13 protein-coding genes and 2 pseudogenes are annotated in these 26,390 nt (G+C 58.2%); 5 read left to right on the top strand and 10 right to left on the bottom strand.

The features are described 5' to 3' along the window. Positions 1-83: 83 nt before the first annotated feature. The 3 genes from HU752_RS18025 to HU752_RS18035 all read left to right on the top strand — a co-directional run bounded on the left by HU752_RS18025 (position 84) and on the right by HU752_RS18035 (position 10,429). The gene (locus HU752_RS18025) at positions 84-4,340 is read left to right on the top strand and encodes a dermonecrotic toxin domain-containing protein (RefSeq protein WP_186684796.1); all 4,257 of its coding nucleotides are present in this window, start codon (positions 84-86) and stop codon (positions 4,338-4,340) included. Next, positions 4,327-5,238: a M35 family metalloendopeptidase gene (locus HU752_RS18030; protein ID WP_186684794.1), complete on the top strand. Its 912-nt coding sequence runs from the start codon at positions 4,327-4,329 to the stop codon at positions 5,236-5,238. Before HU752_RS18025 ends, HU752_RS18030 begins: the two co-directional genes overlap by 14 nt. A 112-nt stretch (positions 5,239-5,350) precedes the next feature. Next, complete coding sequence (locus HU752_RS18035) at positions 5,351-10,429, top strand: dermonecrotic toxin domain-containing protein (RefSeq protein WP_186684792.1); 5,079 nt, start codon at positions 5,351-5,353, stop codon at positions 10,427-10,429. 60 nt (positions 10,430-10,489) lie between these two features. On the opposite strand, the gene HU752_RS18040 is transcribed toward HU752_RS18035, so the two are convergent. The 3 genes and pseudogenes from HU752_RS18040 to HU752_RS18050 all read right to left on the bottom strand — a co-directional run bounded on the left by HU752_RS18040 (position 10,490) and on the right by HU752_RS18050 (position 12,382). Further along, complete coding sequence (locus HU752_RS18040; RefSeq protein ID WP_186684790.1) at positions 10,490-10,828, bottom strand: hypothetical protein; 339 nt, start codon at positions 10,826-10,828, stop codon at positions 10,490-10,492. Between the two features lie 326 nt (positions 10,829-11,154). Further along, positions 11,155-11,457 (bottom strand): annotated as a pseudogene (locus tag HU752_RS18045) (DNA/RNA non-specific endonuclease); the annotation flags it as partial. A gap of 499 nt (positions 11,458-11,956) precedes the next feature. Further along, on the bottom strand, positions 11,957-12,382 hold the full coding sequence (locus tag HU752_RS18050; protein ID WP_186684788.1) for a hypothetical protein: 426 nt from the start codon (positions 12,380-12,382) through the stop codon (positions 11,957-11,959). A gap of 123 nt (positions 12,383-12,505) precedes the next feature. Here HU752_RS18050 and HU752_RS18055 point away from each other — a divergent pair, with 123 nt between their 5' ends. Continuing rightward, a complete protein-coding gene (locus HU752_RS18055) occupies positions 12,506-12,919 on the top strand; it encodes a hypothetical protein (RefSeq protein ID WP_186684786.1) in 414 nt (137 codons plus the stop codon). On the opposite strand, the gene HU752_RS18060 is transcribed toward HU752_RS18055, so the two are convergent. The 4 genes and pseudogenes from HU752_RS18060 to HU752_RS18075 form a co-directional block, all read right to left on the bottom strand. Beyond that, positions 12,916-14,061 carry a YiiX/YebB-like N1pC/P60 family cysteine hydrolase gene (locus HU752_RS18060; protein WP_186684784.1) on the bottom strand — a complete coding sequence of 382 codons (1,146 nt, stop codon included), beginning with the start codon at positions 14,059-14,061 and terminating at the stop codon, positions 12,916-12,918. The two genes, HU752_RS18055 and HU752_RS18060, sit on opposite strands and share 4 nt — an antisense overlap. A gap of 319 nt (positions 14,062-14,380) precedes the next feature. Further along, a pseudogene (gene tnpC / locus HU752_RS18065) lies at positions 14,381-15,754 on the bottom strand (IS66 family transposase). A gap of 61 nt (positions 15,755-15,815) precedes the next feature. Beyond that, the gene (gene tnpB, locus HU752_RS31790) at positions 15,816-16,151 is read right to left on the bottom strand and encodes an IS66 family insertion sequence element accessory protein TnpB (protein ID WP_186684766.1); all 336 of its coding nucleotides are present in this window, start codon (positions 16,149-16,151) and stop codon (positions 15,816-15,818) included. Between the two features lie 20 nt (positions 16,152-16,171). Beyond that, a complete protein-coding gene (locus HU752_RS18075; protein ID WP_186684764.1) occupies positions 16,172-16,420 on the bottom strand; it encodes a hypothetical protein in 249 nt (82 codons plus the stop codon). Positions 16,421-16,619: 199 nt separating this feature from the next. Here HU752_RS18075 and HU752_RS18080 point away from each other — a divergent pair, with 199 nt between their 5' ends. Beyond that, positions 16,620-17,600 carry a hypothetical protein gene (locus tag HU752_RS18080; protein WP_186684762.1) on the top strand — a complete coding sequence of 327 codons (981 nt, stop codon included), beginning with the start codon at positions 16,620-16,622 and terminating at the stop codon, positions 17,598-17,600. Positions 17,601-17,784: 184 nt separating this feature from the next. Here HU752_RS18080 and drt2 read toward each other — a convergent pair whose 3' ends face one another. The 3 genes from drt2 to HU752_RS18095 form a co-directional block, all read right to left on the bottom strand. Next, complete coding sequence (gene drt2, locus HU752_RS18085) at positions 17,785-19,068, bottom strand: antiviral reverse transcriptase Drt2 (RefSeq protein WP_186684760.1); 1,284 nt, start codon at positions 19,066-19,068, stop codon at positions 17,785-17,787. Between the two features lie 680 nt (positions 19,069-19,748). Continuing rightward, complete coding sequence (locus HU752_RS18090) at positions 19,749-21,188, bottom strand: hypothetical protein (RefSeq protein ID WP_186684758.1); 1,440 nt, start codon at positions 21,186-21,188, stop codon at positions 19,749-19,751. Then, positions 21,188-26,221 (bottom strand): AAA domain-containing protein, encoded by a 5,034-nt coding sequence (locus HU752_RS18095; protein WP_186684756.1) that lies wholly within the window; start codon positions 26,219-26,221, stop codon positions 21,188-21,190. Before HU752_RS18095 ends, HU752_RS18090 begins: the two co-directional genes overlap by 1 nt. Between the last annotated feature and the right edge of the window lie 169 nt (positions 26,222-26,390).

Here is a 26,390-nt window from a genome sequence, read left to right on the forward strand (position 1 = left end):
TGGCCGCTGTAGCGTCACCTTCATTGCAACCACCCGACCCCGCCATCGCGAGGTCGGGCCGCGAAGACACATGAAGGCCCCTTATGTCAGATCAACCCACCCTTTACCTGCTGTCCCAGGCCGCCGAGCTGCGCACCGCACTCAGCGCCCAGGAACAGGCGCTGTCCATCGACACCGCCGAGCGCCGTTGGCTGAGCAACCTGTACCTGGCGAACCAGGATGCCCGCGAAGCGCTCACTGAACCGATGTACGTCGACAAGTTGCTCATTGTCGCCCAGGGCGCCACCACGGCGGACCTGGCCGGCAGCTTCCTGATCGGCGGCAGCGTCGGGCACGCGGTGTTCCTCAGCACGCCGACATTCGGCCTGGAACGTTTCGGTTCACGCGAACTGGCGTTGGCGAAAGTCCGTGAACGCCTGGGCATCGAGGCTCAACGCGACGAACTGCTGCGCTTCGTCCCGTTGCGCATCCGCAACGCCATCCCCCACGAGCCACCACCGGCCCTGATCACACGTCCCATCGCCGGCGGCGTGCTCGATGAGCGCCGCCAGGTCATAGAGGACTACCTCGACACCACCTTGAAGCACCTGCTGGACGAACTGCTGGAGCTTCCGAGCTTCAAGTCCCTGCTCGGCCAGTTGTTCGACAGTACCCTGGGCAAGCGCTTTCCCCTGGCCAACCTGAAGGCCCTGCAAGTCATCACTCACCAGGCGCCGGGCACCGCGGACTCACAGGCGCAGCTTCCCTTGCGCACGCTCTCGACCCGTACCCTGGGCGAAACCCTCCTGGAACGCTACCGGCAAGGCGCGTGGCCCGGCGGACAGACCCACGAGTTCGTCTCTCCCGGCTACACGGCGCTGGCACCGGATACCGCCGTCTGGGAAAACACCCTGGTCACCCTCTCCAGCCAGTTGCCACAGCACCTGCACAACCGGCTCGAGGCGTTCTGGGAAACGCTTCTGGATATCGGACAGCCACGCCGACAGCTGTTCATCGATGCGCTGGGTACCCGCTTTCGGGCCGAACTGCTGCACCAGGAACAGGACCTCAACGAAATCGGCGCCGAGGACTATCCGCTGCTGTGCGGGCTCTACCCGCTGGACAGGGCTCGTCTCGATGCGGTCACGCTGCACACCTTGACGCTGACCACCGGCCAGGGTTCGTGCTCGCCGGCCAATGCGTTCGTCGTGCGCCACGAGCGAGGCAGCATGGCCGACTACTTCCTCTACGCGGCCGGGCGCCTGCAGACCTTCCACAGCCAGGAGAGCCTGCTGGAGTCGGTCCGGACCCGCCTGCAAAACCCCGGAAAAAACCCGGACTGGCTGCTGGGCCTGTCCCTGCGCGAGCGCGCCGGGCTCAGGAACACAACCATCATCGACATTTCGCTGGTGGCGGGCGAGCTGTCGATTTTCGACACGCTGTTCAAAAACATCATCGCCAAGCTGCTGGACAACGTGAGCTATGTGCTGGAACGCTATCGCCATAGCGACGGGGCGCTGGTGCTGCCGGCAGCCTTCGAGAGCGCACTGGATATCCGCGGCCTGATCGCGCCCCGGTTGGCCGCCCTCGCCAAGGGAACACGCTGGAGCCACCGGCTGGACCTTTCGCCCAGTGAAAAGCCGGCTTCCCCCACGCTGACCAGGACCTTGCGGCCGACCCTGGAGACCGCCAGGCACCAATTGGCAAGCCTGACCCAGTTGAAGGACCGGCTCAGCGAGGGACTGAAAAAACGCCCGACCCTCGAGGCCTTCATCCGCAGCGAACTGTCCAACGAGCTGAATCGCGCCGAGCTGCACAACCTGTCGCCCGACAATCTCTACATCAACCGCTATGCCAAGGACCTGCCGCGGTTCGGCAGCGTCAGCGTGGCACCCACGGCCTCGCAGCGTGTCATCGATCATGTGCTCGAACGGCTGCTGCAGGGTGTCGGTGAACTGGCGGAGTACGCCACCGGCCTGTTCAGCAAGACTGCCAACGGGCTGTGGTCGCGGATCTCCAACCTGGGTATCGAGGGGCTCAACCGCATCGTCAACACCCTGCTGCCGGACTTTCTAGGCCACTACCTGCGTCGACAACGCTCGATCTATGGCGAGCTGTCCAGCGACCTGCACGAGGCCATCCGCCGCGGATTGCGCCAGGAAGTGCAGCTCAAGGAAATGCGCGGGGCGCTGAAGGCCAGTGCGCTGGAGCTGCTCGACAACCTGCTCGACAGCGACCGGCGTGACCAGCGCCCGGGCCTGCACGGATTCATCCCGGACGCCTACGCCCTGACCTACCAACATGACATCGCCGCCGTCCCGATCAGACTGCACAACTGCTTCCTGTTGACCGCCCACGGCGGCCTGGACCCTGAGCACGCCGGGAGGGTCCTGCTGTGGACCCCGGCCCAGGGCGCCGAATCCTTCGACTCGTTGTACAACGCCGACATCGAGCTGCAACGACGCCTGCATGATCCGGTCGAACGCCTCTGCCTGCTGGAGAACACCACCAACGCCGAACGGCCCGGGCATCTGCCACTGGTCCGGCATCAGCGCAACAACCGCCGAACCTACCCGAGCCTGGGCTTCGAACAGGTGCAGAACAGCCTGCAGAACAATCGCTTCAACTCGCTGCTCGACAAGGCCCTGGCCGACCTGGGCCAGGCGGTCACCTCTGGCTACCGCGGCGCGAACCTGCACCACTACCTGCAGGGCCGACTGGACGATCACTCGACCGTGCCCATGCTGGAGCGGGCGATTCAGGCGGCGCAGGACACCGCGACCCACCTGGCCCTGCCGTCCTGGCTCAGCGCCGCCAGCGCCAGCCGACAATTCGCCCTGGCCGCCCTGCTCGACCACTATCGCCAGGACGCCGCCACGACCGACGACTATCACCAGGGCATTCCCGATATCCGCCATACGGCCAGTAACAAGCTCAAGGGCCTGCTGTTGCGGGACTTTCCCACGCAAAAGCTGGACCCGCAGCAGATCACCGTCTGGTTGACGCCACGCGAGGCGCCCTTGCCGCTCAGCGAACCGCTGATCGACTTCGCCCTGCGCCACGTCGACGACATGCAGTCACGCTCCATCAGCCTCGCCAGCGTCGCCGCTGCATTGCCCGCTACGCTCACGGGCGACCGTATCAAAAGCCTGATCCAGGAAGCGGCCATCGGCAGTCACCACGCCGCCCTGCTCGATTCCTTCCTGTCGCCGGATGTCCTGTATAACGCCCACCGCCGCCCGGCTTTCAGCCGACACGGCTTCTGGCAGGGGCTGCTGCAGGCTTTCGTGCAGCGCCTGCGCGGTACCCTGTCGCAGACGGCCCATGGTTTCATCAAGCACCTGCTGGGCATGCCGGATGGCGTCGCCCGCCCGCCACTGAACGGGCAGCACATCGAGCTCAAGCCATTGCAATTGATCAACGGCTCTCCATCGGCTACCGACAGCGTGGCCGGTTTCTACCTGATCGGCCCACGCGGCAACCGGCCAGGTCCCTGCATCCTGTTCTGCCCGCAGGGCGAACGCGCGATGTACCAGGAATTCGCCAGCGAAGCGGCGCTGCTCGGCGAGCTCGGCAACTCGCACGACCTGCAGCAACAGGTCCTGGAGAGGCTCCCCCGCGAACGCCAGGTGCACTACACCTCGCAGCTGTTCAAGACCGCCCTGGCACTCGGCGACGAACCGCTACGGGGCAACCTGTTTCATCGGCTGTACCAGGACGTGACCGGGCTGCTCAAGCAGATGCTCGGTTGCCAGAACCTCTCGGGACAGGGTTCGCTCTGGAACAGGGCGCTGGCCTGGCTCAAGGGCGAGCTGCACCAGGGCGCGACCGCCCTGCTGGGCCGGTCGCACCTGCCCTGGCTGGTCTGGCAATCCCTTTCACAGCTCAAGGACGCCGGACAAAAGGCCTGGCAGGCCCGCTGGGGCGAGGCCATCGAGGAGTTCGTCATGACCCTGGCCAAGCTGGCGATGGCGCGCCGGGGATGGGTTCAGTCCAACTTGGCCGGGGTGACACGGATGGCCCGTGACAGTGCCGTCGAATCACCCTTTCCCTTGCCGCCCTGGGGCGCCCAGCGCCTGACGCCTGGACAAAAAGCCCTGCTGCTGGGCCTGCAGGCCCAGCAGGTCGCCCTGGAACACATGACCCCCAGCCGGGCCGGCGACCTCTACACCGACCCGGCCACCCGCAAGACCTTCGTGGCGATCGACGGCCGGGTTTTCCAGGTCCGCCAGGAACACCAGCGCTGGCGCGTCGTCACCGACAGCACCAAGGGCCCCTGGCTGCACCAGGACGACCAGGGCCAATGGACTTTTGACCTGCCCAACCGTTGCATCGAGGGGATCCGTGATGAAGATGCTTGATCATTGCCTGGACCGGCAAGCGATTCGCGAGGAAATGCGTGTCCAAGCCAGTGGCATGGGCAATATCCGACAGCTGTATCCCAACCGTGCCCGCATGATCGGCCACGCCCACCGCCAGGCCGTGGACTACCTGAACGAGGGCCTGCGCAACCTGGACCGACTGTTCACTGGCAACCGCCTGGACGACAAGCGCCGCCGCTACCTGGAAAGTTTCCTCGACATTCCCCAGGTCACCCAGAACACCGTGCGCAAACTCAAGTTTCGCCTGGGACTCATGCTGGGCGAGTTGCTCAAGCCTTCGCTCGCCCCGTCGAACTCGTCGCGCTATGTGGTGGGCACCGGCCGGCGACCGGACCACAGCAACCAGGCCTTTACCCTGCAGGGCCGACACGACGGGAATATCTACCTCACCGAACGCTTCTTCGAACCCCACCTGGACGCGTACCTGCCCATACGCCCACGAACCTTCGACGCGTACGGGCATCACATGGCCACTGTGCTGCTGCACGAGATCAGCCATATCACCCTCGATACCCTGGACTTCGCCTACCTGAACCCGAGCCACCCGTTCATCGACCTGATCGACACCAGCACATTGGAAGGCCGGCGCCGCCACGAGGTGCTCGACGAACTGCAAAACCATGCCTTCTCCACCACCACGCCCGCCAACGAGTTGTTCAAGCTGGTCGATGAGTACGATTATCGCTGGTACGACGTGGAAGGCGACCTGAAACGCCGGGTCCTGAGCCTCAGCGGCGCCCGGGACCTGGACGATGCCCGACAGATTTTCCTGTCCGCCCCGGACAAGCGTACCGATATCCTGCTCAGCAATGCCGACTCCCTGTCCCTGCTGATCACTCACCTGGGCCGGCCGGTGGAGTTCCAGCCCTTCGACTAGCTGGACGCGCGTGGACCGCCGCCCCGCCCCCTGGCGCCATGCACAGTTACCGCAGGCCTTGCCCGCGTGGCGCCTACCCTGCCCCTTCGACTCACGAATCGGGCTCTGTCCAATGACCGCAACGATTGCAACAACCGGCGCCGACCAGGGCGCCGTCTCCCCTGTGCCGCCGCTCAACCGCCACCAGGCCTTCATCGCCAGCCGCCTGCCGGCCCCCCTGACACAGCCCGGCTCGGCCTGCCTCAAGCCACTGGCCAGCCTCACCCCGACCACACCGGCCTGGTACACCCAGGCCGATGCCGGGCTGCGCAGCGCCTTTGAAAGCAGCCAATTGGCACGCTGCATCAGCCAGCACCAACTGGAGGGCATTCTCGGCCGCATCACGCCCCTGGAGACCTTCGCCGCCCCCCTGCTGCAACGGGCGATCGAGCAAGAGATCGGGTTGGAGATGGATGTGCGCAACACCTACTTCGTGCGTCGCATGCAGGTGCGCCGCCCGTCCAGCCTGGGTGGTCTGTTCGATTTCCCCGCCGGCGACCACAGGCTGCGCACCTGGTACTGGGATGTCACGCTGCTGGCCGCAGCGCTGCACAACTTCACCGCTGACGAGGCGGCCAAGCCCCCAGCCGAGGGTGACGAGTTCATCACCCACGACCACAACACCGCCGACGTCTGGATCGCCGCCTATGACAAGGACCGCGCGCTGCCCCTGGCGCCGGAGCGTTTTGCCCAACTGTGCCGCACCCTCGACCTGGGGCAACGCTACCAGCGGCACCTCGACGCGGTGCTCAATCCCGACGATGCCACCCGCAAAGCTCAAGTGCGCCAGGCCTGGACCACCCACCTGCACAACCAGCTGGCCGAGGCGGTGCACCTGGCCCGCCTGCAGGAGCATCTCCCGGACGACGCCTACCGGATGCTCGGGCAGTGGCTGGCCGGCCACACCGATGTCCGCCTGGACGGCCATGCCGTCAAGCCAGGCGGCCTGCGCATGCTCGGGGTCGACCTGAGCGACATGCTCTTCCTGCGCGCCGAATCCGGGCCGTCCCCGCGGCGCTGCGTGGTCTACATCCCCGGCGACGACCTGCACCCGGTGCGTCACTACGACTCCAGCGCCCACTTCATGATCCAGCTGCGCACACGCCTGCACAACGCGCAATACCGGCGCTTCTTCGCCCAGTTCGTGCCGGTACGGGAACAGGCGGCGTTCTTCAGCGCGCTGAAAAAACGCCTGGACCCCAAGGACCGCCATGACATGTGGGACGACTACCGCGTCGATCCCGACCTGCAGGTGGGGCTGGACCTGGTCGAACGGCCGCTACGGGTCGGCAGCCAACCCTCACTGCAGGCGACCCTCAAGGACCAGTGCGAACTGAAGATCGGCCGGATGCTCAGCGATGCCCGGGCCCTGGCGGTACCCACCGACGACGAGGACCGCGAGGCCCGCATGGCGCGTTTCCTGGGTTTTTTCGAGGCGACCCTGGACCTGCTCAACCTGCTGGTGTTCATCCCCGGCCTGGGTCAGGTGATGATGCTGGCCATGGGCACCCGAATGCTGCACGAGGTCTATTCCGGCATCGAGGCCTGGGAAGCGGGCGAGACTCGCCAGGCCTGGGCCCACCTGCTCGGAGTGGCGATGAACCTGGCCTTCCTCGGCACCGCCGGCGCGGTCCTGCCGCATGTCGATACCTCGACCTTCATCGACAGCCTGATCCCGGTCAGCCTGCGTGAAGGCGTATCCCGGCTGTGGAAGCCCGACCTCGTGCCCTACCGGCACCAGCCTCGGCTGGCGGCGCGCAGCCAGCCCGACGAACTCGGCCTGTACGACTACCTGGATGATCGCTACCTGTTGCTGGAAGACCAGTACTACCGGCTGGAACCCGATGGACAAGGTCACTATCGCGCCCGTCACGCCCAGGCCGACAAGCTGCTCAACCCCTATGCGCCCGCGTTTCGCAGCAATGAGGCCGGCGCCTGGAAGCACGAGCTCGACGAGCCGCTGGGCTGGACCGACGAGCGCCTGTTCAGCCGCCTGGGGCCGGAAGCCGCCAGGCTCGACACGGCCACGGCACAGCGCATCCGGCACATCAGCGGTATCGACAGCGACGTGCTGCGGGCCACCCACCACAACCTCGAGCGCGCGCCAGCCCTGCTCAGCGACACGGTCACGCGCTTTGCCCTCGACCAGGACCTGGGGCGCCTGGTGCAACGCCTGCAGAACGGTGGCATCTCCAGCGGGAGCCTCGACGAACTCCACATGGAACTGCAGTTGCTGACCACCGACCCGGTCTGGCCGCGCACCCGGGTGCTCAGGCTGCTCAACGCTTCGGGCCGTTCCCTGCAGGAGTATCCGGCGGGTATCGACGCCCAGGTGCCGCGTATCGACGTGCGCTGGCCAGAGCTGGATGCCGACGGCCTGCTGCAGCAGGTGCTCGGCAAGCTGGACGAGAATGAAATCCGGGGTCTGCTGCGCGAGGAGTTCGGCCAGTCCACCACCAGCCTCCCGGCCCGGGTCGCCTCGCTGCGACGCCGCCTGGCCGGTGATGCGGTCAAACGGCGCACGGACCTGTTCGATTCGCATTACCGCTACCGCACGGCCGCCAGCCGCGGCGAACCGGGCGCCGCCGTGGTGAAACAGCATTTTCCCAGCCTGCCGGATCGGCTCACGGAGGAACTGGCGCGTGGTGCCAATGCCGCGGAACGTCAACGCCTGGCCAGCGGTCGCCTGCCGCTACGCCTGGCTCGGGAGGCCCAACACTACTTGCGCAATGTTCGCCTGGCACGCCAGTACGAGCTGTTGTACCTCGACTCGGTCAACCCGTCCGAAGCCTACCGCATCGTCCTGACGATGCTGCGCAAGCTGCCGGGCTGGCCGAGCCGGGTCCGCCTGGAAGTGCGCGACCGCTTCCCGACGGGCCGGCTGCTCGACAGCCTTGGCCCGCAGAAGGCGCCGATCCGCAAGGTGCTGGTCAGAACCGGCGAACAGTACGAGGCCCATGACGCCAACGGCCAGGAACTGCACGGCCCGGATGACCTCTACGCCAGCGTGCTGCATGCCCTGCCGGATGCCGAGCGCGCGGCCCTGGGCTTTCCCCATGTCGGCCAGGGTGCACAACTGAAACAGGCTGTACGGGCCCTGCCGCCCCTGCCCCGCGAGGCGGTCGCGCGACTGCTGGACTTGCCACCTGTCGCGCCAGGTTTCAAACCACCCATGCGCCTGGCCGATGGCCGGGTCGGCTACCCGCTCAGCGGGCGTGGCGAAGGGCTGACACGCCGGGACTATCTGATGCGCAAGCTGTATCCGAACCTGTCCCTGACCCAAGTGGAAGTCCTGCACGACCTGAGCACCCTGAGGCCGGACGAAGCCCTGGCGAAGCTGGAGGCCCTGCAAACCGAGTACGCCACCCAGACCAACGCCCTGCAGGCCTGGCAACGCGAAGCGCAAACCAACATCCAGTCCTTCGACAGGGGCCGGGCCATGAGCGAAATCAGTCGTTGCTGGCGTCATGAGATAGACGTCACCCAGCTGGGCAGCGACAACCTGCCGCTGCTCAAGCTCAAGGGCAACCTGGGCCGCCTGCCCGCGCTTTCGGCCAACTTCGACCATGTTCGCGCCCTGCGTCTGGAAAACCTGCAACTGGACGACTGGTCGACGCTCGATGAACTGCTCGGCAGCCTGCCCAAGGTCGAATTGCTCGAGGTCTCGAGCCCACTGCTGCCGCACCTGGCCGCGCCGTTGAGTCGCCAGCCACGGATTCGCCACCTCAAGTTGCTGGATGGCTACGCCAACGTCCAGGGGCCCGATACCCAGGGCTACTATCGTTTGAATCAGGGCGCGGACCCGTTGTTCGCCTTCAAGATCAGTGACAGCACCTGGGCACCGGTGACGCCCCCCACCGGCCGCTTCGATGCCACCGGCCAACTGGTCGCCCCCGAGCGCCTGCCGTCGTGGACCGACGGCGAGATCTGGGAGCACTACCGGCTCCAGGGCGACGATATCAATACGTTTCGCAACCGCGCCGCCGCCACCGGCAAAAGCCCTGCCGAGGCCTATCCCGATCCTTCGGTACGAGCCAGAACCCGGCTGATCCGCGACCTGAAATGGGCGTTTCCGGAAAGGACCGCCCAGGAGCGCGCGCAACTGCTCAAAAGCTACAACCTGCTGCCCAGCCAGTGGCCCCAGTTGAGAGAGGCCCTGCAGGACACCGGCCGAATGCCCGACTGGGCCGAGGCGCACAAACTGCGGATGCAGGACGCCGGCAACCTGCAGCGCTTCGACCGATTGCAGGTGGAAGTGGTCCCGCAGATCCGGCACATCCGCAATTTCGAGTTTGACAAGCTCCAGCTCGACTGGGACTTCCCCGACTACTACACCCAGGACTTCCTCGATGCGTTCCTGCTCAAGATCGGCTACCAGCGCAATATCCGCGATTGCCTGTACCGCACCGACATCCCGGCCATGTTCCGTAGCGAAGATCGCACCCCGTTCGAACTGGCCCGGGACGACACCATGCTGGCCCGCGAAAGCCCCGGCGAAGAGCGCTCGACCACCGAGGACGCGCTCAGCGCCAGCTTCAGCCTCAGCGACGCCAAAAGCTACGGCGTGGGAGGCGGCCCCGGCAAGGGGCAACTGCGCTACAACAGCCAGTTCGACCGTTATCCGGGACGGGGGGATTCGGACACGGAGATGGAGAGCGAAGCGCACGACAGCGAAATGGAGGTCGATTCGGATAGCAGCGAACGGCACGAGTCGGACGACGAGCGTGGCTACAGCCCTCGCCGGCTGCGCCAGACCGTCAGTTTCCTGTACATGATCGACACCCGTGGCATCGAGGTGATACCCGGCCAGGAGAACGAGTTTTTCAACAGCACCGGCCCCAATGAGCTGTTTCCGAACGACGACATCGAAGGCGAGATTTCCGTACCGCCCGAGGGCCTGCCCGCCGAACGGATCTGGCTGGTCAACTCCAGCATGACCCGGGCCGCCAATGTGAAGGCGATCAACGATGCGGCCGGTGAACGGGATGAATGGATCGAAGCCCGAACCTGGGATGGCGATGACAACGGTGCAGTCTACGACCAGTTGATCGACCAGGTGGCTGCGGCCGGAGGGCTGGTCGTCACGGCCCCGCCCAACACCTCGATCTTTTCCGACGATGTGGTCTGGCCGCATCCGCGACCATCGGCCTGAGGCTTGGGTCCCGGCGTAGCGAGCGGACAGGCCGGCTCGCCACGCCGTGCCGTTGGCGAGTCAGGCAACAGGTGATCGCTGGCCGGGGACCAGAGCCCCTTCAAGCAGCGAATCCACCACCGCCCTCGCCATTTCCAGCGAGTGCAACAGGCTCCAGAACAGTGAACGTTCGAAAGGATCGGTATGCAGGCTGAGTTCGTCGCCGTTGAGTTGCGCCGCTTCGAGCAGACGGGAAACCTGGGTCAGCGCATCGTAGGCGTTGACGCCCGGCTGGATCGCGAACAGGGAGGGTTGGCCGCAGGACTCGGGGGCGACGGGTTTGGCGCGAGTCGTCGTGAGGGGTTCGAACGAATAGGCGGCGTGATGTGAAGGTGGATCGGGGGTGAGTTTCTTGGTCATTGCGAAAAGCTCCTCAAGCAAGAAAGGAGCTTGTCACCCACGCTGCAAGACGGAAGGTGGCAAGCCATGCGCAGGTTTGCAGACCGGTGCTTGAGGAGACCTCCCGGTAGGCCGAAGCCTCCTGCGCACAGCTCGCCATGACACGAGCAAAAAAATGCCGCTTTCGCGGCGCTGTGCGCCTCCGTATCCGGGCTGCAAAACCCGAGTCGCTGAATTGGCAGCGACCCTTGGACTCTAGCCCTGGCACCTTGGCGCAAACAAGATTGTCCCACGCCTGTTTCGCGTGGGACATCTTGGATTGTGTTGAAGGTTGTTTCTTACAGCAATCAGCCCTTGGCCAGCGAGCCCGACACCGGCAGGCTATCCAGCAAGCGCAGGCCGGTGGTCTTCACGAACGTCGCGTAGTCCATCGGCCGCTCGATGCGGGTTTCGGCGTTCGGCAGCACGTAGGCCCAGGCACGGCCCGAGGCGCTGTCGTAGACCAGCTTGAACAGCCTGTTCGGCACCCAGACCTTGTTGTCGCCAACGGTCGCGTGCGCGTCATCGAACAGCGGGCCGGTGAACACATACACGTTGCCACCCGCCCGCTGGGCGAACTTGCGTACGTCCGACTCGACCTTGCTCCAGAGGACTTTACCCCAAAAATAATACTAAATCATAAAAATCAGAAATTTAAAAAGAGTATATTAATTAAGATGTATACTATTAACAGGATTGCAGGTTCCTGTCAGCGCGGAGCATTTCTTATCTGAGTGTGGGAAGGTAATTCTGCGGTGCCAAGACTAGTTACTGGCTTTCGCGCAAATGCCTACAGACCAATCCCTAGCAGTTGAAGGCCATCAGTTGCCAATTCTTCGCCTGCAAGCGGGCCGAGGCGATTGCGTCGGCTCGTGGCTGCAATGCAAAACGTCCAATCGACGGATCAGAAGACTTTGGGCACACGTTGATTAAGTTTCAGCGGCAACGTGATCTAGGCGGTCTGCTGAGAAGGCTGGAAAACTCCGAAGAACACCCACAACCAGAAAGGGCGAGCCGTACACATTGAGCAAGGCTTAGCCTGGGCAAGCGCTCGACTAATAGCATTTGGTCGGGCGAGCATTCAAAATGCAATATACATCCGAAGATGAATCATTCCAGGTACAGTATCGAGACATGACCACCGTCTATATTGACGAAAGCAGCCACAGTGGGGACATGATCAACAGCGGCAATACTTACGACTTCAAGAGCCAGCCCTAATTTTCCTTGGCCGGGATTGGCCTTGAGGACGGTCATGACTGGGAAGACCGCATCAATGAGCTGCGTAGCCGTCACCGCACTCCTGCCGGTGAACTCAAATCGAAGTCGCTGACCGCCAAGCCAAGACTCTCTGCCGAAGTCATTCACGCCTTGCTCGACCAGCATGCTCCACTTTTCATCGAGATGGTCGAGAAGCGCTTTTTTATCTGTACCAGCATCACCTCGTTCCAACTCTTGCCAACGTGTCTTGGCTATCCCGAGTCGGTGCAGCTTCACTTCATCAAGAACACGGTGACGGACTTTCTGTACTTTCACGCATCCGAGCACGTCCTTGATACATTCGTCACCTCGTGCCTGGCGCCCGGTGACACCACGCTAAGCGCCTCATTCGCCAGGCTACGCGACATGGCCACAGATCGGTGCTATACCGGATCGACCATGCAGATCGCGCAAGGCGTTGCCCATGTGGTACAGGAAGCTGAAGTCGAATATAGCGAGCAGCTTGAAAAAGGTGGCGAGGCCTTGTCGCGTTTTCTTCCTCCTCCCGACCTTAACAAACATGTGAAGCAGGTCTGGATGCTGCCGAACTTGACGTCATTCACCAGCATCTATGCCCGGATGAATCGCTATTACGGCAGGCGCTTAGCTGGAATCCGCGTGGTGCACGACCAACAGTTGGAGGTGGAGAACATTCGTAGGCGTCCGGCCAACTCACCTTGCGTGAATCAGGCCGGCGCCGACCGATGCGGTAGCAAATGCCTAATGTCGCTGGCCCGCTGCATCAGCACATTTTTGAGACACCCGAACACAGAGACGATTGAAGGACAGCAGGCCACCGCTCAACTCACCTAGGCAGGCAGTGCCATTTTCGCCATCTGCCCAAATTGAGGATTTTTAATCACCGTCATGCCACGCTCCATCGGCCCTTCGATCTCCGACATCAGTTCCCGAGCACGATTCGCAACCGGCGTAATTCCGACGGTTTCGGATGCGATGGCGATGTGGTTGAGCCGTACCCAAACACCATTGATGAGATTTTGATAGAGCTTGAGGTGCTCCATCACGTAGTTCAGCCCAGTCGAGAGGTAGTTCTGAATGCTGTTATCAATGTTCTGCGAATGGCGCTGAGCCAAGCTGTACTCTTTCTGGAGCTCTCTCTCGATGAAGCCAACTGGATCGGGGGCCCTCCGTAGCATGAACGTCATCAAGTCCGGGTTGTACCGGTATGTATTCACTTTCATATCATGGTTGAAATAAGTGAGGTAGTCATTTTCGTGCAGGAAGCCGACCACGACTTCATCGAGCTCAGGCCGCTTAACGAGAAGATCATCCACATCATTTACGGTCTGGATGTCGAACATGGCATTAAGCTCTGGATTGGATTTGACCAGAGTTCTGACCTTAGCCAACCACTCGAAGGTATCATCCGCGTTCTTCTTGATGGGGTCGTGTGATTTCGCAAACTCGACCTCACCGGGTAGAGCTTCACGAATTATCCCTGGCACCACCTGAAAAGCCTTCGTTCTGGCGAGTTTGCCCGGCGTGCAGTAGTGGGGGGAGCCCAGATTGATGAAGTCGTATCCGATCTGTGTATAGGCCAAGGCAACCAGCCGTGAACAGAACTGTTTTTTGGTTGACTCGAGCTTCATCAAGCGACGTGGAAGAGCGAGGGTGGCCTCATCCAGAGCGTACAAAGAGCCAATCTGAGTATGTGCATAGCGACAGATCTGATCGAGCTCCTCCTCGGCCAAAGGCTTTCGGCTCCGAAGCACCACACCGTGACTCTGCTTATCCAGCATGATCCTCTGAGGGTTCTTAGAAAAGACACCAGCTTGCACCGCCTCGATCAGCGTCCCTCCTACCCAGATCGATGCATGCGAGTATCGTGATGCGGTACCCACTCGCACGCCTTTGCTGATCAACGTGTTCTCTGCTGTCAGGATGATGTCGCCTCGTTTGAGCAGCGAACGCTCAATCGTGTATTTCTGTTCCATCGGTTTACGCCTCATAAAGTTGAAGGTCGCAGCTCCATGGACGTAAGCGTTAAGAGTGAGTCGCCCTTGCCGGCGGAGGCTCACTACATTCTTCAATACGGAAACAAGGCCGCGCACATGAGCGAAATGAGGGCAAAACGCCATTTCTCAAGCTGCCATAAGCTGGATACTTTACGACAAAATGTTTCTACTGTAGTGGTCTACTAACCCCAGACAGATCGGCGTTCAACCTTAAGCATTTGGCCAGCGCTTGTTTTGATGGTGTATCTATTCGTATTAGGCAATAAAGGTAAGCGTACGGGCAAACTGTCTTGCACGACTAAGCCGGACACCAACGATGCGGCAGCAACTCCGCAAGCTCACTGGCCCGTTGCGTCAGCAGACGTGCCAGCACATCTTTGAGATAGGCATACGGGTCATGCCCGTTGTTCCGCACCGACTGGATCAAACTCATGATCGCAGCCGCACGTTTGCCACTGCGCAACGACCCAGCGAAGTGCCAGTTCTTGCACCCCAGCGCCCAGGGCCTTACTTGGTTCTCACACCAGTTATTGTCAATGGGTACAGCCCCGTCATCGAGGTAGCGCGACAGCGCCGCCCAGCGCTTCAGGCTTTAATCTAGCGCTTTGCCGATGGCCGAACCGTTGTGCATAATATCGCGCTGGGCAATCACCCGCGCATGTGCCATGCAGCTGATTTCGGTCACCCCGAGTTCGAAGCTGGCCTTGTAACCGCCAAAATCATCGCAGACCAGCTTGCCCTTCCAGTATCGCAGGAAGTTGCACGCATGATCGCCGGCACGGCTAACACTGAAGTCGTAGAACACTGCCGAGGTTTCGCAAAACGGGCTGACGGCGTGGGCCCAGACGTAGGAGCGATGGGCTTTCTTGGCCCCGGGCATGAGCATCTGCACCGACGTTTTATCGACATGCACAACCGATTGCACAAGCACGACCTCGCGCAGCGCCTCAACCAAGGGCTGCAACTGCACGCCGCAAGCGCCAACCCACTAAACGAGCGTCGGGCGCAGGATAGCCAGGCCGACGCGGCCAAACATGGCCTCCTGACGATACAACGGCAAATGGTCGGCAAACTTGGCGATCATGACGTGGGCCAGCAAGCCTGCTGTCGGAATGCCTTTGTCGATCACCTGTGCCGGTACCGGCGCCTGGATCAACGTTTCGCATTTGTCGCAGACCCACTCGCCACGAATATGACGTTCGACAGTAAACACGCCCGGCGTGTAATCGAGCTTTTCGCTGATATCTTCGCCGATGCGCTTGAGCGTACAGCCGCACTCGTACTCGGTGTTGTCAGGTTCGTGATGGATCAGCGTGCGTGGGAACTGCGCTGGCAACGCGGTGCGCTTGGGCTTCTGTTTGACCTCAGTCGTTGCCGGGACTATTTGTAATGTCTGAAGCTCAGCCTCGATCTCCGCGATATCGGTATCGATCAGGTCGTCGAGCAAGCTGGCCTGCTCCAGGCTCATCTGCTCGCTACGCTTAGCGTACTTGAAGCGCTTGAGCTGGGCGATCTCGTGGCTCAGCTTATCGATAAGCGTTTTGTCGTGATGGATCTGCTTGCTCATCGCCTCCACTTGTTGATCGAGCACGCCGACACGCTGTATCAACTGCGGCGCCAGAGCGCGCAGTTGTTCGGGAGTCAGGTGGTCAAGATCAGGGAGCGAGGTCATGTCGCCGATTGTGCCAAAGCCAGCACTCAGCGGCGATCAGCCTATAGGTGAATGGTGGGTATCAGAGCATCGTGATTGCGGCATTTGAACCGACCAGCTGCCACGGCAGGCCGAATACCAGGACTTGAAGTTGTTCAATATCGAGTTCAACTTGCGGGCCGTGACGTATACCCGACCAATCAAACTTTCCTTGATGCAGCCGACGCGCGGCAAGCCAGACACCGCCCCCGTCACGCACCTGGACTTTCAGGCGAGTGGTGCGGCGATTAGCAAACAGATAAGCGCAGTGCGGCTTCGCCGCACCGAACACGTCAATCACCCGGGCTAACGCAGTCTCAGTGCCGGCGCGCATGTCCATGGGTTCGGTGGCGAGCCAGATGGCATCGATGCGGATCATTGGGCGAGTCCACGGATGAGTCAGGCACAACCTTCGGGATCGGAAGTTGGCCACTTCACCGTGAGCGCTTGCTGAGCAAGCGGTAATTCAATGATCGTCAGCGCTTCGGTCTTGCGTTTCGGTTCGACTTTTAACGGGATGAACGCTGGCAACGCGACTGCCTGGGACACGGTCCGAACGACACTGGCATTGATTCCATGCCTCATCGCAATAGCCACCACGGAAATACCGCGCTGCTCGCATTCTTGGACGACTTTGCGTAATTGCATGGACTTGACCATCCATTTGCATTCGACTTGACCAGCGCAATGGGTGCGCCTTGACCGGCAGGAGTCGACCCAAAGCGTCCGGTCGGTCTGGGGCTAATTTTGGCCAAGAGCTGTCAGTATCGACTACGAAATGTGGGACAATTCAGGTGCTGTGCGAACGATCATTTTTCAGTGGTTTTTTGTTAAGGAATGCAAATTCATGCCAGTTAAGGTTTTTTTGAAAACACTTCAGGATTTAGAGCTGAATAACGTAGATTCTGTTTCCGACGCATTGAGTGCGATTAAAAACTTTGTGCAGCACATGCAAGAACTATGCAACAAGCACTCTCGAAAGCAATGGTCGAGATTATTTATAAGTGAAAAAGTATTCTCTACCAAAGAGTCTTTCACAATCAGTGATTTTCGTTGCTATTGTAAAGTCAATTTAAAAATCGGGGTCTCTCAACTGAAAGAAGTTTTCGACGAGCTTAGCTTTCGCCTTGAGGAGGAGCCCGAAGATGCAATAAATATAATGCGACTGTATAAAAATGTGCTGAACGATTATCTATTTGACCTTAAGTATTTTGTAGAATTTTTAGAGCAAGAAAAAAATAAAGAATACGTGTTTTTCTCGGGCGGCAAATCCATACGCACAGAGACATATCATCTATATAACTTTTCACAAGCCTTGGTTTGCTCTGGTACACATGGGGAAAATATAATCGCATCATTCCACAAAGAGGCTCAAACCGCATCTGCATTTGTACTGCGGCAAGCATTGGAACTGAAATTTGACCGAGCTATATCAGTAACCATTCGTGACAGGAATGGTAATCGCCCCCGCTTAAAGCATGGATTTCACTATTCGTTTATGATCGCCAGGCCTGACCTTTTTGAGTTTGTTGATTACGATTTCACGCTCATAAAAAATGTTTACGACTGGTGCAGTAACATTGTTCATACTGGATATCAACCCTTAATTTGGCAGATGCCATTTGCCTACGAGCTTTGCTCCGGTATTTTCACATGGGGGCAGATGAATGTTAATGGAGGGCAAAGCATTCACGGTGGTGTGCGTGTTCGTGATGTTCCAGAAATGCAAATAGCATTCGCAGAGCATTTTGTGAATAGTTATGATCACGGCATGTGGTGTATTACCGCAGACAAGCCCGAAGCAGCAGATTTTACCGCTTATAATTGAATTTATTTGAAGCGCTTTTACAACTTTTGAAATCCAGAAAATATTAGGTAAGCGTTACTTTTTTCAACACAACGATGGTAGTTTTTTTCACCAACTTCGGCCAGAAGCAGCCGCTAGGTGGGGGCCGCTAGAGAAGCGGGGCCTATTCACCATGGTTCACTCTTTCAATTCTTCTAGTGGGTTGTCATTCGCCTTGGGCATCAGAAATGCGCTCGCGAAGCCTGTTCCAATGTGGCTTGAGCTGTTTCTTGATCGAGGAAGAGCCCATGATCCTGGCGGCCCGATAACCATAGGAGATGAAGTTTCTCCGGCCCAGATAGGAGTACCGCTTATACAGCTTCTTCAGGAACATCGAGCGAGGCAACCGCCCTCTGGCAATTCGCTTGGCGTTGACCTTATCCATGCATTTTCCTGCCAGCCAGATGCCTCTGTTTACACGGTCCTGATAGCGAGCTAGTGACGATGAGCGCAGGTAAATGTTGGCCCCATCAAAGATGAAGCCCAGATATTGTAGCGGTCGGTCGGTTCTCAATCCCCTGGCTGATCGTGTGAATTTGCAGGTCTCGGTCTTGGCAGTCTGGATTTCCAAGCCAATCTCATTGACGCGTAGGTCGACTAGGGCCTTGGCCTCTGCCTCCTTCTCCAGCGGCACGATCAGCAGCACATCATCGCAGTAGCGGTAGTAGGCACCGCCGCAGGATTCGACATAAGTGTGAATTTGCTCATCGAACCCCATCATGTAGACATTGGACAGCATAGCGCTGATGGGGGAGCCTTGAGGGATACCCTTTTTGCCCTGGTTGGTCTCGACCAGACCACAATCTCGAACCTGGGACCGGAACTCATGCGGCTCACAAATTCGCTTGCGGCCATGCTTGGGATTGTTCTTGGAGAGCCCCAGCGCTTCGTAGACTTGATCCCTATAGACGAACGAATATTTGGTCAGGGATCGATACACCGCGTAGTGATCGTTGGGCAAATGACTGGTGCCTAGCAGAGCCTGCCAGGCAATTTTCAGGTGCGCATGGTCTAGGTTGTCAAAGAAGCCTTTGATGTCGATGGCGATGACGCAGCAGGACTCCCGCGCCGCAACATCCAGGAAAGCGTCGAGAGCAAAATCGATATTGCTTTTTTTAAGCGCTCTGAACGCCAGAACCGCAGACGACCACGGTACCTTCGCCAGATGGTCCTCGTAGGCCTGGTTCAGCAGATCGCAGTAGTACGAATAAATATGGCTATCGACGTGTGCGGCATAGGAAATGGGCCTTTGCTTAGGGTCTTTTTTGACCACCTTCCCGATGCTTTTGTCGAAAAACACTTTCTGTGTTTGCGCGACATAGCGAATGAACGGGTAAAAGGCATGCTTAGCAACAGACTTAGGACTTGAGACTATCTCTAGTGCCGCTGACTGGTTGATCGGACGATCAAAGTGCAGATAGCCCCGAGACTTGTACCAATTTTCTGGCATCAGAATACATCCTTGTTTTGAGCCAACCGGCCAGGCTTAGGATGGCGGCAGTCCTCAAGCCGCCTGGCCGGATAAACCCAAATGTTCCTCACATTATCCAATCGGTCTCAGTCACCCAGTCCCGATTTCGCCGCGATTGCTAGGATCGACGTATAGTGTCAGCGTCACATTTGGAGTACCTATGAAGATAAGTATCCGAGGGCTGCTGGCCGCATTGCTGGTCACCCTGGGTAGTTACACCTGGGATGCCGCCTTGGGGCTTGACAGCTTGTGATGCACCTTCGGGTCTATACCAGAAGCGTAGGCAGGTTAGCATAAATCTGGCTGAATCAGCCACCATCCTTAATAGAGCTTATCAGAATCACTGCTGTGCCAGTTCCAGTAGCAGACATCCATTAAGGGCTATTACCAGTCGATTCTGTTGAAAAAGTCCCGCCGCGATTTTGCCCATGTAAAGAGATTGAGTGACGCCAGCACGCCGGTATCGAGCGAACTGCGCGACGCCCTGATGCGACTCATTGACGAGGGCGATGAACGAAGGGGCTGGCCTCAATCAAGTTGTAGCCACGGCCAACGTCCGACATGCCGAATGAGTTATTCAGCCGTGGTGTCGACGGCCATGACGGGCCGCCCCTGTGCGTCGGATACTCCACAGCTGCGAACGTTCCCAGTCGCGGCTCTCAGGCGGCGGGGCGCTCGAAGCTACCGAGGTAACGCTGCGTATTACCTGTGACGTACTCGTTCATCGTGCGGTTTATCAGGTTTTCAACATTAAGGATCTTGGCAGCATCCTCCGTAATGAATCCGAATGGGATAGGCACCGGATACAACGTCGGCAAAACCAAGTGATAAATCACGACTGCGCATTTTCCGTGAATGACCAACGCCTCAAGCGGTGCCAGTTGCTCTGACTCAACAAAGCCGCACAGAAGCAGTCTGGCATTGTTGCAGTCGGCTTTTGCGCGCTTGATCGCTGGCCAATCATCGCTGGCAGAAACAGGGATCAAAATCTTAGCGTTGAAAACCGGTTTTCCATCACTACCGCCCCCCTTGCTTTTTGTTTTTGAGAGTTCAGAAAATGCACTGCAAAGCTGAGCGTGCCTGGCCGAGCGCCCCCAGAGTTCATGTGAGGCCGGTGCCAGCCAGGATAGGCTAATCGGGGTGGCTTGCGGTTCACTCTGAAGCGCCTTCTGATGTTTGCGCAACACTGAGAAAACCCTATCCCAGTTTTGCTGCAACTGAAGAGATCCAAAAAGTCGCAGCCCGGAAGATTCTCTTACCCGCGCAACGGCACTGGCGCTGTGGTACAGGGCAGAAAGGTCCATACCGTTTGAAGACACAAAGTCGTAAGCATCCGAATCTCCCAGGATGTCGGCGAGCTGAAGAACCTGATCGAGGTTTGCTCTACCCAGCATGCGGCTCAACTGCTCCGTACGCTGACGCATATAGATCTCGTTTTCGCGTAGGCCTTCCTTCGCAACAAAGCGTACCTGCCGAGAGTCGGGATCAATGCTTACACGCTCTTCTATCTTCTCCCAGCCATCCCTTACTTTTTGAACGCCTGCGACCTTATAGAGCTCCGGCGGCCCCGCATCCTGCGTCTGCCCGCCCAGGTGACCAGCGCGATGGATGTCGTAAATCTGACGCATGAACGCACCGACGGCTTTCGCACCGGACTCGGAAAGCGTATCGCTTGGCGCCTGCAATTCCAGGCAACGTCTGGAGTCGGCATCTCCAAGGCTTCTTCCAAGGCAAGTGAACGCCAGGAGCTCAAACACAAACATCTGCTCGCGCTCTTCCTTACGCTTCACAATCGGTGACTCATGTTTGCCGGCAAACAAGCCCCGGCCTTTATCGGTCAGCTCTATTCGTCCATCAGGGCGAGTTTTAAGCTCCCCTGTTTGCAGAAAGGGTGTAATTGCAAAACTGAGCTCTTGAGCCGTAAACCCGAAATAATTGGCGATTTCAGCTGGCAGCAGCGCCGAAATCTTGAGCAGCCGCAGAAGAAATTCCGGTACGACTGGCAGTCCCCCTTTATCCACAAGAGTGTACTCAATACGGAACTGTTGCGCAGGCACCACGACGTCCAGCTCGAATAGAACAACTGGGTTAAGCTCCATCAGACAACCCTCCTGGCCGGCGTCACTGGTTTGATGCAATAATTGATCATGTCCTGTTTCATCTGGATAAAGCTGGCTACCTGACCCAATGGAAGCCTCGCGTTCCTGCCGCTCCACATTCTCAAACTGCCTACGATGACTAACCGCTCCATCGCGCGTGACATTGCGACGTTGATACGATTCGGGGTCGCCAAAAAGCCAGGTGATTGATCCGCTTTGGCCCGAGTCAGGGAGACGATGATGATGTTGTTTTCTTTGCCCTGATAACTGTCGACGGTCTCGATTTTTACCAGTTTGCGGAACTCCTCCGACCAGATTTTCTCGGCGAATCTCTTTCTCACTAGTTTTCGCTGATCGAGATACATGCAGATGACCCCGATTGGAGGCTCTTGCGACTCGGCCATCTCCATAGCCATGCCTGCGCAAAATTCGGTGTCCTCTGCGATTTCTTCCAACAACCGTATGATCGCATCCGCTTCTGCATTGTTAGACAGGCTCAGCGTGCCGCTGTCGTAGGCTTTCTTACCTAACTCGCTGGTGTCGATCCAAGTGACCACATGAGACAGGCACTCAGGAATCTTTTGTGAAAAATAGGCAGGACTTGGTCTGTAGCCGTTCTCAAGGTCGATGTCATAGAAGATCTCGTTAACCAGATCGCCAATCGCTGGGAGCATTCGATATTGCGTATTAAGCGTCGCCCGAGTGGCACGCCCATACTGGGATTGGAACACTCGCTCAAAGTCGCTGCGCATGACCTGCTGGAATTCAGCTGAGCTGGTGGTAACGCCTAGGGAACGGCCAATAGCTACCTTATGTTCTTCCTCATACGTAGGACGTAGTTGGTTGTGGTCGCCGACCAGTAGAACCCGAGAGCCCACCTGCATGGCGATCGCTAATTCACTCGGCGCCGATCGAGCAGCCTCGTCGATGATGACCCAATCAAAATGGGTTTCTGCAAGCTTGAGATGTTGTAGCCCGATCCCCACACAGGTACCGCAAACCAATGTTCTAGACCTCATCAGGAACTCATCATAATTGGCCCTGTTGCTCGACAGGCGCTCAACGTACTCATGAGAAAGTTGGATCAGGTCAAGGCAGTGTTTGAATTCCGGAGGCCGCACTCCATGAACCGTTTGTACGTGATCATAGATTCGCTCCAGCAATTCTTGGGGTTTACTTTCGCCCTCACCCAGCTCGCCAAGAAACAATCTGGCATTTAGATTCAGCTCGCCCATAAGAGAGGACTTCAGCGCTTGCAAAGCCACTCGTTCTGATCCGTCTCCCTGAGCGCGCAAAATTTCCTCGTCCAGCTTTTTCAGCGATCGGACCAAGTGAAACACTCGCTGATTCACATCGACCATCGTCTGGACAAAAGCCTTACTCAAACCCAGCGACGAAGCCATGAAACCCACGCGCTCCTTAAGTTCAGCGCTAAACCCATTTTTCTGGCGGTCGACGATATTGCGAGAGTAAACGTCCAATAGCTCCTCAGAGACAACCTGGTCACGGTTACTGAAGCGCACAACGTTCAGCTCGGTGTCCAATCGACGGCAGTGCGCGCGGATCCGTTCTGCTGCAGTATTGACAGCTTCATGAGACTGGCTGACAAGGAGGATATTTCGCACCCCGACCTTGTTGATCAGATAATGGATGAAGGCCGCGATAAACTCTGTCTTACCTGTCCCTGGAGGTCCCTGTAAAAGGCCCACGGGGCCTGTAGTGATAAGTTGCGTAAATGCGGCTCGCTGGGCCTCGTTCAGTCCGACGACCGTGCCACTAGCAGTGGCGCGTTCGTACACTGCAAAGTCTGCATCGGTGGGCTCTTCAGCATACCGCCTTGGTACCAGTTTGCATTTTTCGTCGAAGTAATCCATCAAATCAGGCAGCACTGACTGCCGGTTCAAAATCCGCTCCATCGCACCACGACGACGCGTCATTGATGTCTTGTTTTGCCGGCTTTGCAGAAACAATTGGGAGTCAGCCTGCACGCGTTTCGAACGACTGGAGGCGAGCACGTAGACTGCATCACGCACGCTCATACCCAGGTTGATCTCACCGATATCAATATCCTTCTGCCCGTCTCTGAGGATCAGTCGGATGTTGTCTCCCGCCTCAAAACCCTCAAGGGCCTTCGCATCCATGGCGTAGGGAATCAAAAGTCCTACGCCATCCTTGTGGAAGTGTGGTTCTTCGGAAACACGGAAAGAGGGCTGGGCCTCAAGTTCGGTAGAGGTGATAGTTTTCCATATCTGACTGACAGGGAAACTCCGCACTTTCACAGCTTCTAGCTGCGCCTCATCTACGGCCAGCCCGTTGTCCTCGTCCTCACCGGTAATCGAGTCCCCAACGCCTTCACCTTCCTCAATCGCCGCTTGCTTACGCACTTCCGCGTCATGTACCTGTGCAGCGAGGCTTAAAAATGCCTCGTCTTTGGCTAGAAGCTTGGTTAGCTCATAAACATTAACGCTGGTACCGCCCGAAACACTGAACCGCGCCTCTATGTGGTGGCTTGCCTGACGCGCCAGGTAGGCCGGAACTCGCATCTCCTGAATGGCCCTGAACGCATTTACAAACTGCTTGGAAGCAGGATTAAACTCCGTCAATAACTGCCCGCCGATACCTGCGAACGTAACCTCCAGGGCCTTGGTGGGAGCTCTTTGGTAGGGCTTCACAACAACAGATATTTTCCCGTTGTCAGGCAGAATCTCAAATGCCTCTCCACTTCTGTTTCGTAGGACGACAGAAACGGTTTCAATCGTTTTTGCAGGAGTGAAAGCGGCTTCTAGAGCATCCTTGAAGCGCTCCAGGGAAAGAAAGCCGGATTCCGTGTCCATCTCATGCGCGACAGCGGCTCTCAGAGCGGAAACATCATTCTGCGACGGCGATTCCCAATCCATGTCCAGGAGCTCAAACACCATTCGCATTACAGCAAAGTTGTCTCGCTCTGCTGGGGTGCAGTTTTCCAATACGGGGCTGTAGCGAGTATTGATCGGTGACGCGCCTGACGCCGAGAAATCCGGACAGTCGAGTAGGTAAACCTGAGTGTTTTCAGAAGTGGAACCAACATTGACTTTGACGTTGTGTGGATGCAGATCCCCGTGACTCAATTGCTGGCCATGTAACCCGTCAACTGCCTCGATGAGCCCATGGGCGACGACAATACGGGTTTCAATCGACAACTCCTTCAGCTCATCCCAGTGCTCACCATCGACATGTTCCTGAGCCAAAAATGGGTTACCACTGCGGTCATAGCCAAAGTGTTCAATTTTTGGCAGAAAGGCGAAACCGCTGCCTTTCAACTGCTCCAGGACTTCAAAGAAAGCCATCAACATCGGCCCTTGGCCATCCTTGGGGGCCCGGGCATTGATCGACGGCCATGATTTCACGACCAGGGGGCCGGATCGATAAATCAATTTCTCAGCCGTGTCGGCGATAGGGTCATAGTCCTCACGGTAAGCGGAGCTCAGCCTTAGATCAGTAGAAAAAACGTCCAAGCGCCGGTTATCAAACTCAAAACTGGCAGAGTTGTCCGGCGTAGACTCGCTCAAAGCCTGCTGAAATGCGCTGGCGTGATCGAATCGTTCCTTTGGATCATTCCGCAACGCTTGTACAAGTACCTTGGCAGGCCACTCCTCTGACGACTCAACCTCAGCTTGAACACCTGCTACGTAGGCGACGTCGAGCTTCAGAGGCATTGGACGGGCCTGAAGCAGATGCCAACCCATCAGCCCGAGCGCGAAGACATCGCGACGAAATGGCGTACTGCCTTCCATCGCGGTGTCCTGGTCTTCAGGGAGCGCGATAGCACCGATGCTCAGCAGGGTACGCAAATCGCCGAGAGTACCGACAGGCTGGTAATAGGCGCTGATGAAGTTGGAAAGAGCGATCGATGACGATGGAGAGAACCACACACTGTGGTCACCCAAGTCACGGTGAGCGATGTTAAATCCGTGCAGTCCGGCAAATTGGGCCAGAAGGGTTTTAAAAAGCCGGACGCGCTCAAGCGCAGGCATCCGCTCCACAAAGCGGTTGATAAACTCGTTTAGGCGGTAATGTCCGTCCGGCATTTCAAGCAATTCTGCATATTGCTCGGTGACACTATCTGGGCTGGCATTACGCTTGGGACGCGCACAACGATGCATCAACTCCTGATCGCGCAGACGGAGGTAGACCATGACATCCCTCTCGCGCGAGAGGACTCGGTACCGTCCTTCAGCCGTTCGAGCACGGGTGTCATCGAGCTTCGAAAAGTCCCAGAGCCGGACCATCGCACGGTCATCCTTGTTATGGATATTGACCGCGTCGTACTCTCGATAGACTTCTGTAGGGTGTGTGAACACCGCTTGCGACTGAGCCCGGTAGTCATCGACAACAAGCTCTTTGGGCTTGACCGTGCCTTCATTGATGATGCCATCGAAGAAGCCGAAATGCTCATTTAAGCCGATGTTCGGGCGCGCGTTGAATCGGTCTTTGAACCGTTTAGGGTCGGCCATTTCCAGAAAGTCGTCCAGCAGCATGACATGCTGCATCTCGACCTCAGGAAGATTCAAGGTGCATTTGCCGGTGAGCACAATGCAGAAATCGATCCAGGGCTCTTTCCCGTTAGGCAGCTGAGACTTCAGCCCCTTAATTCGTTTCCTCAGCTCAAAGGTTTTCCGGCGGGTTTTGTCTACCGGCGAGACTTCTGTTTCCTTCCCGTCTTGGTGCCATTTACCCCCGTGGCTGGTGATCTCGCCGCGCCAGTGCTTAAGCTCGACAACAAGAACGAGGCTATGGGTGACGATTACAAGATCGAATTCCCCATCTGAGCCACGAGAGTTCGCAAAACGAAAGCCTGCGTAGCCGCGCCAAGGCCATACGCCATTGCCTGCCTCAGATTTCTTCAATTGCTTCAGAACGTCAAACGACTTCCCTTTCGTGGATCCTACCCCCTGTTCCGGAGGAAGCTCTTTGGGCCCGAATGCTTTGGCCATCTTGTCGATAGCATCGATCTCAAAAGAAAGGAGACCTCCTTCCCAGTAGCGTACGTCCATGTAATCACCGAAACGTTTTCATAGTGGAGTCAATCTGCCATACATTAATGTAAATGATGGCGTATTGAAATCCAAGATTGGATAATTTGGCGATTTAGGATACGTTCTAAGATCCCCCGATTCACAGTGTTCGCTATCTAGGACTCAACGCATTCGGCTTTGTCTGACT

This window comes from Pseudomonas vanderleydeniana (assembly GCF_014268755.2).
Taxonomy (GTDB): domain Bacteria; phylum Pseudomonadota; class Gammaproteobacteria; order Pseudomonadales; family Pseudomonadaceae; genus Aquipseudomonas; species Aquipseudomonas vanderleydeniana.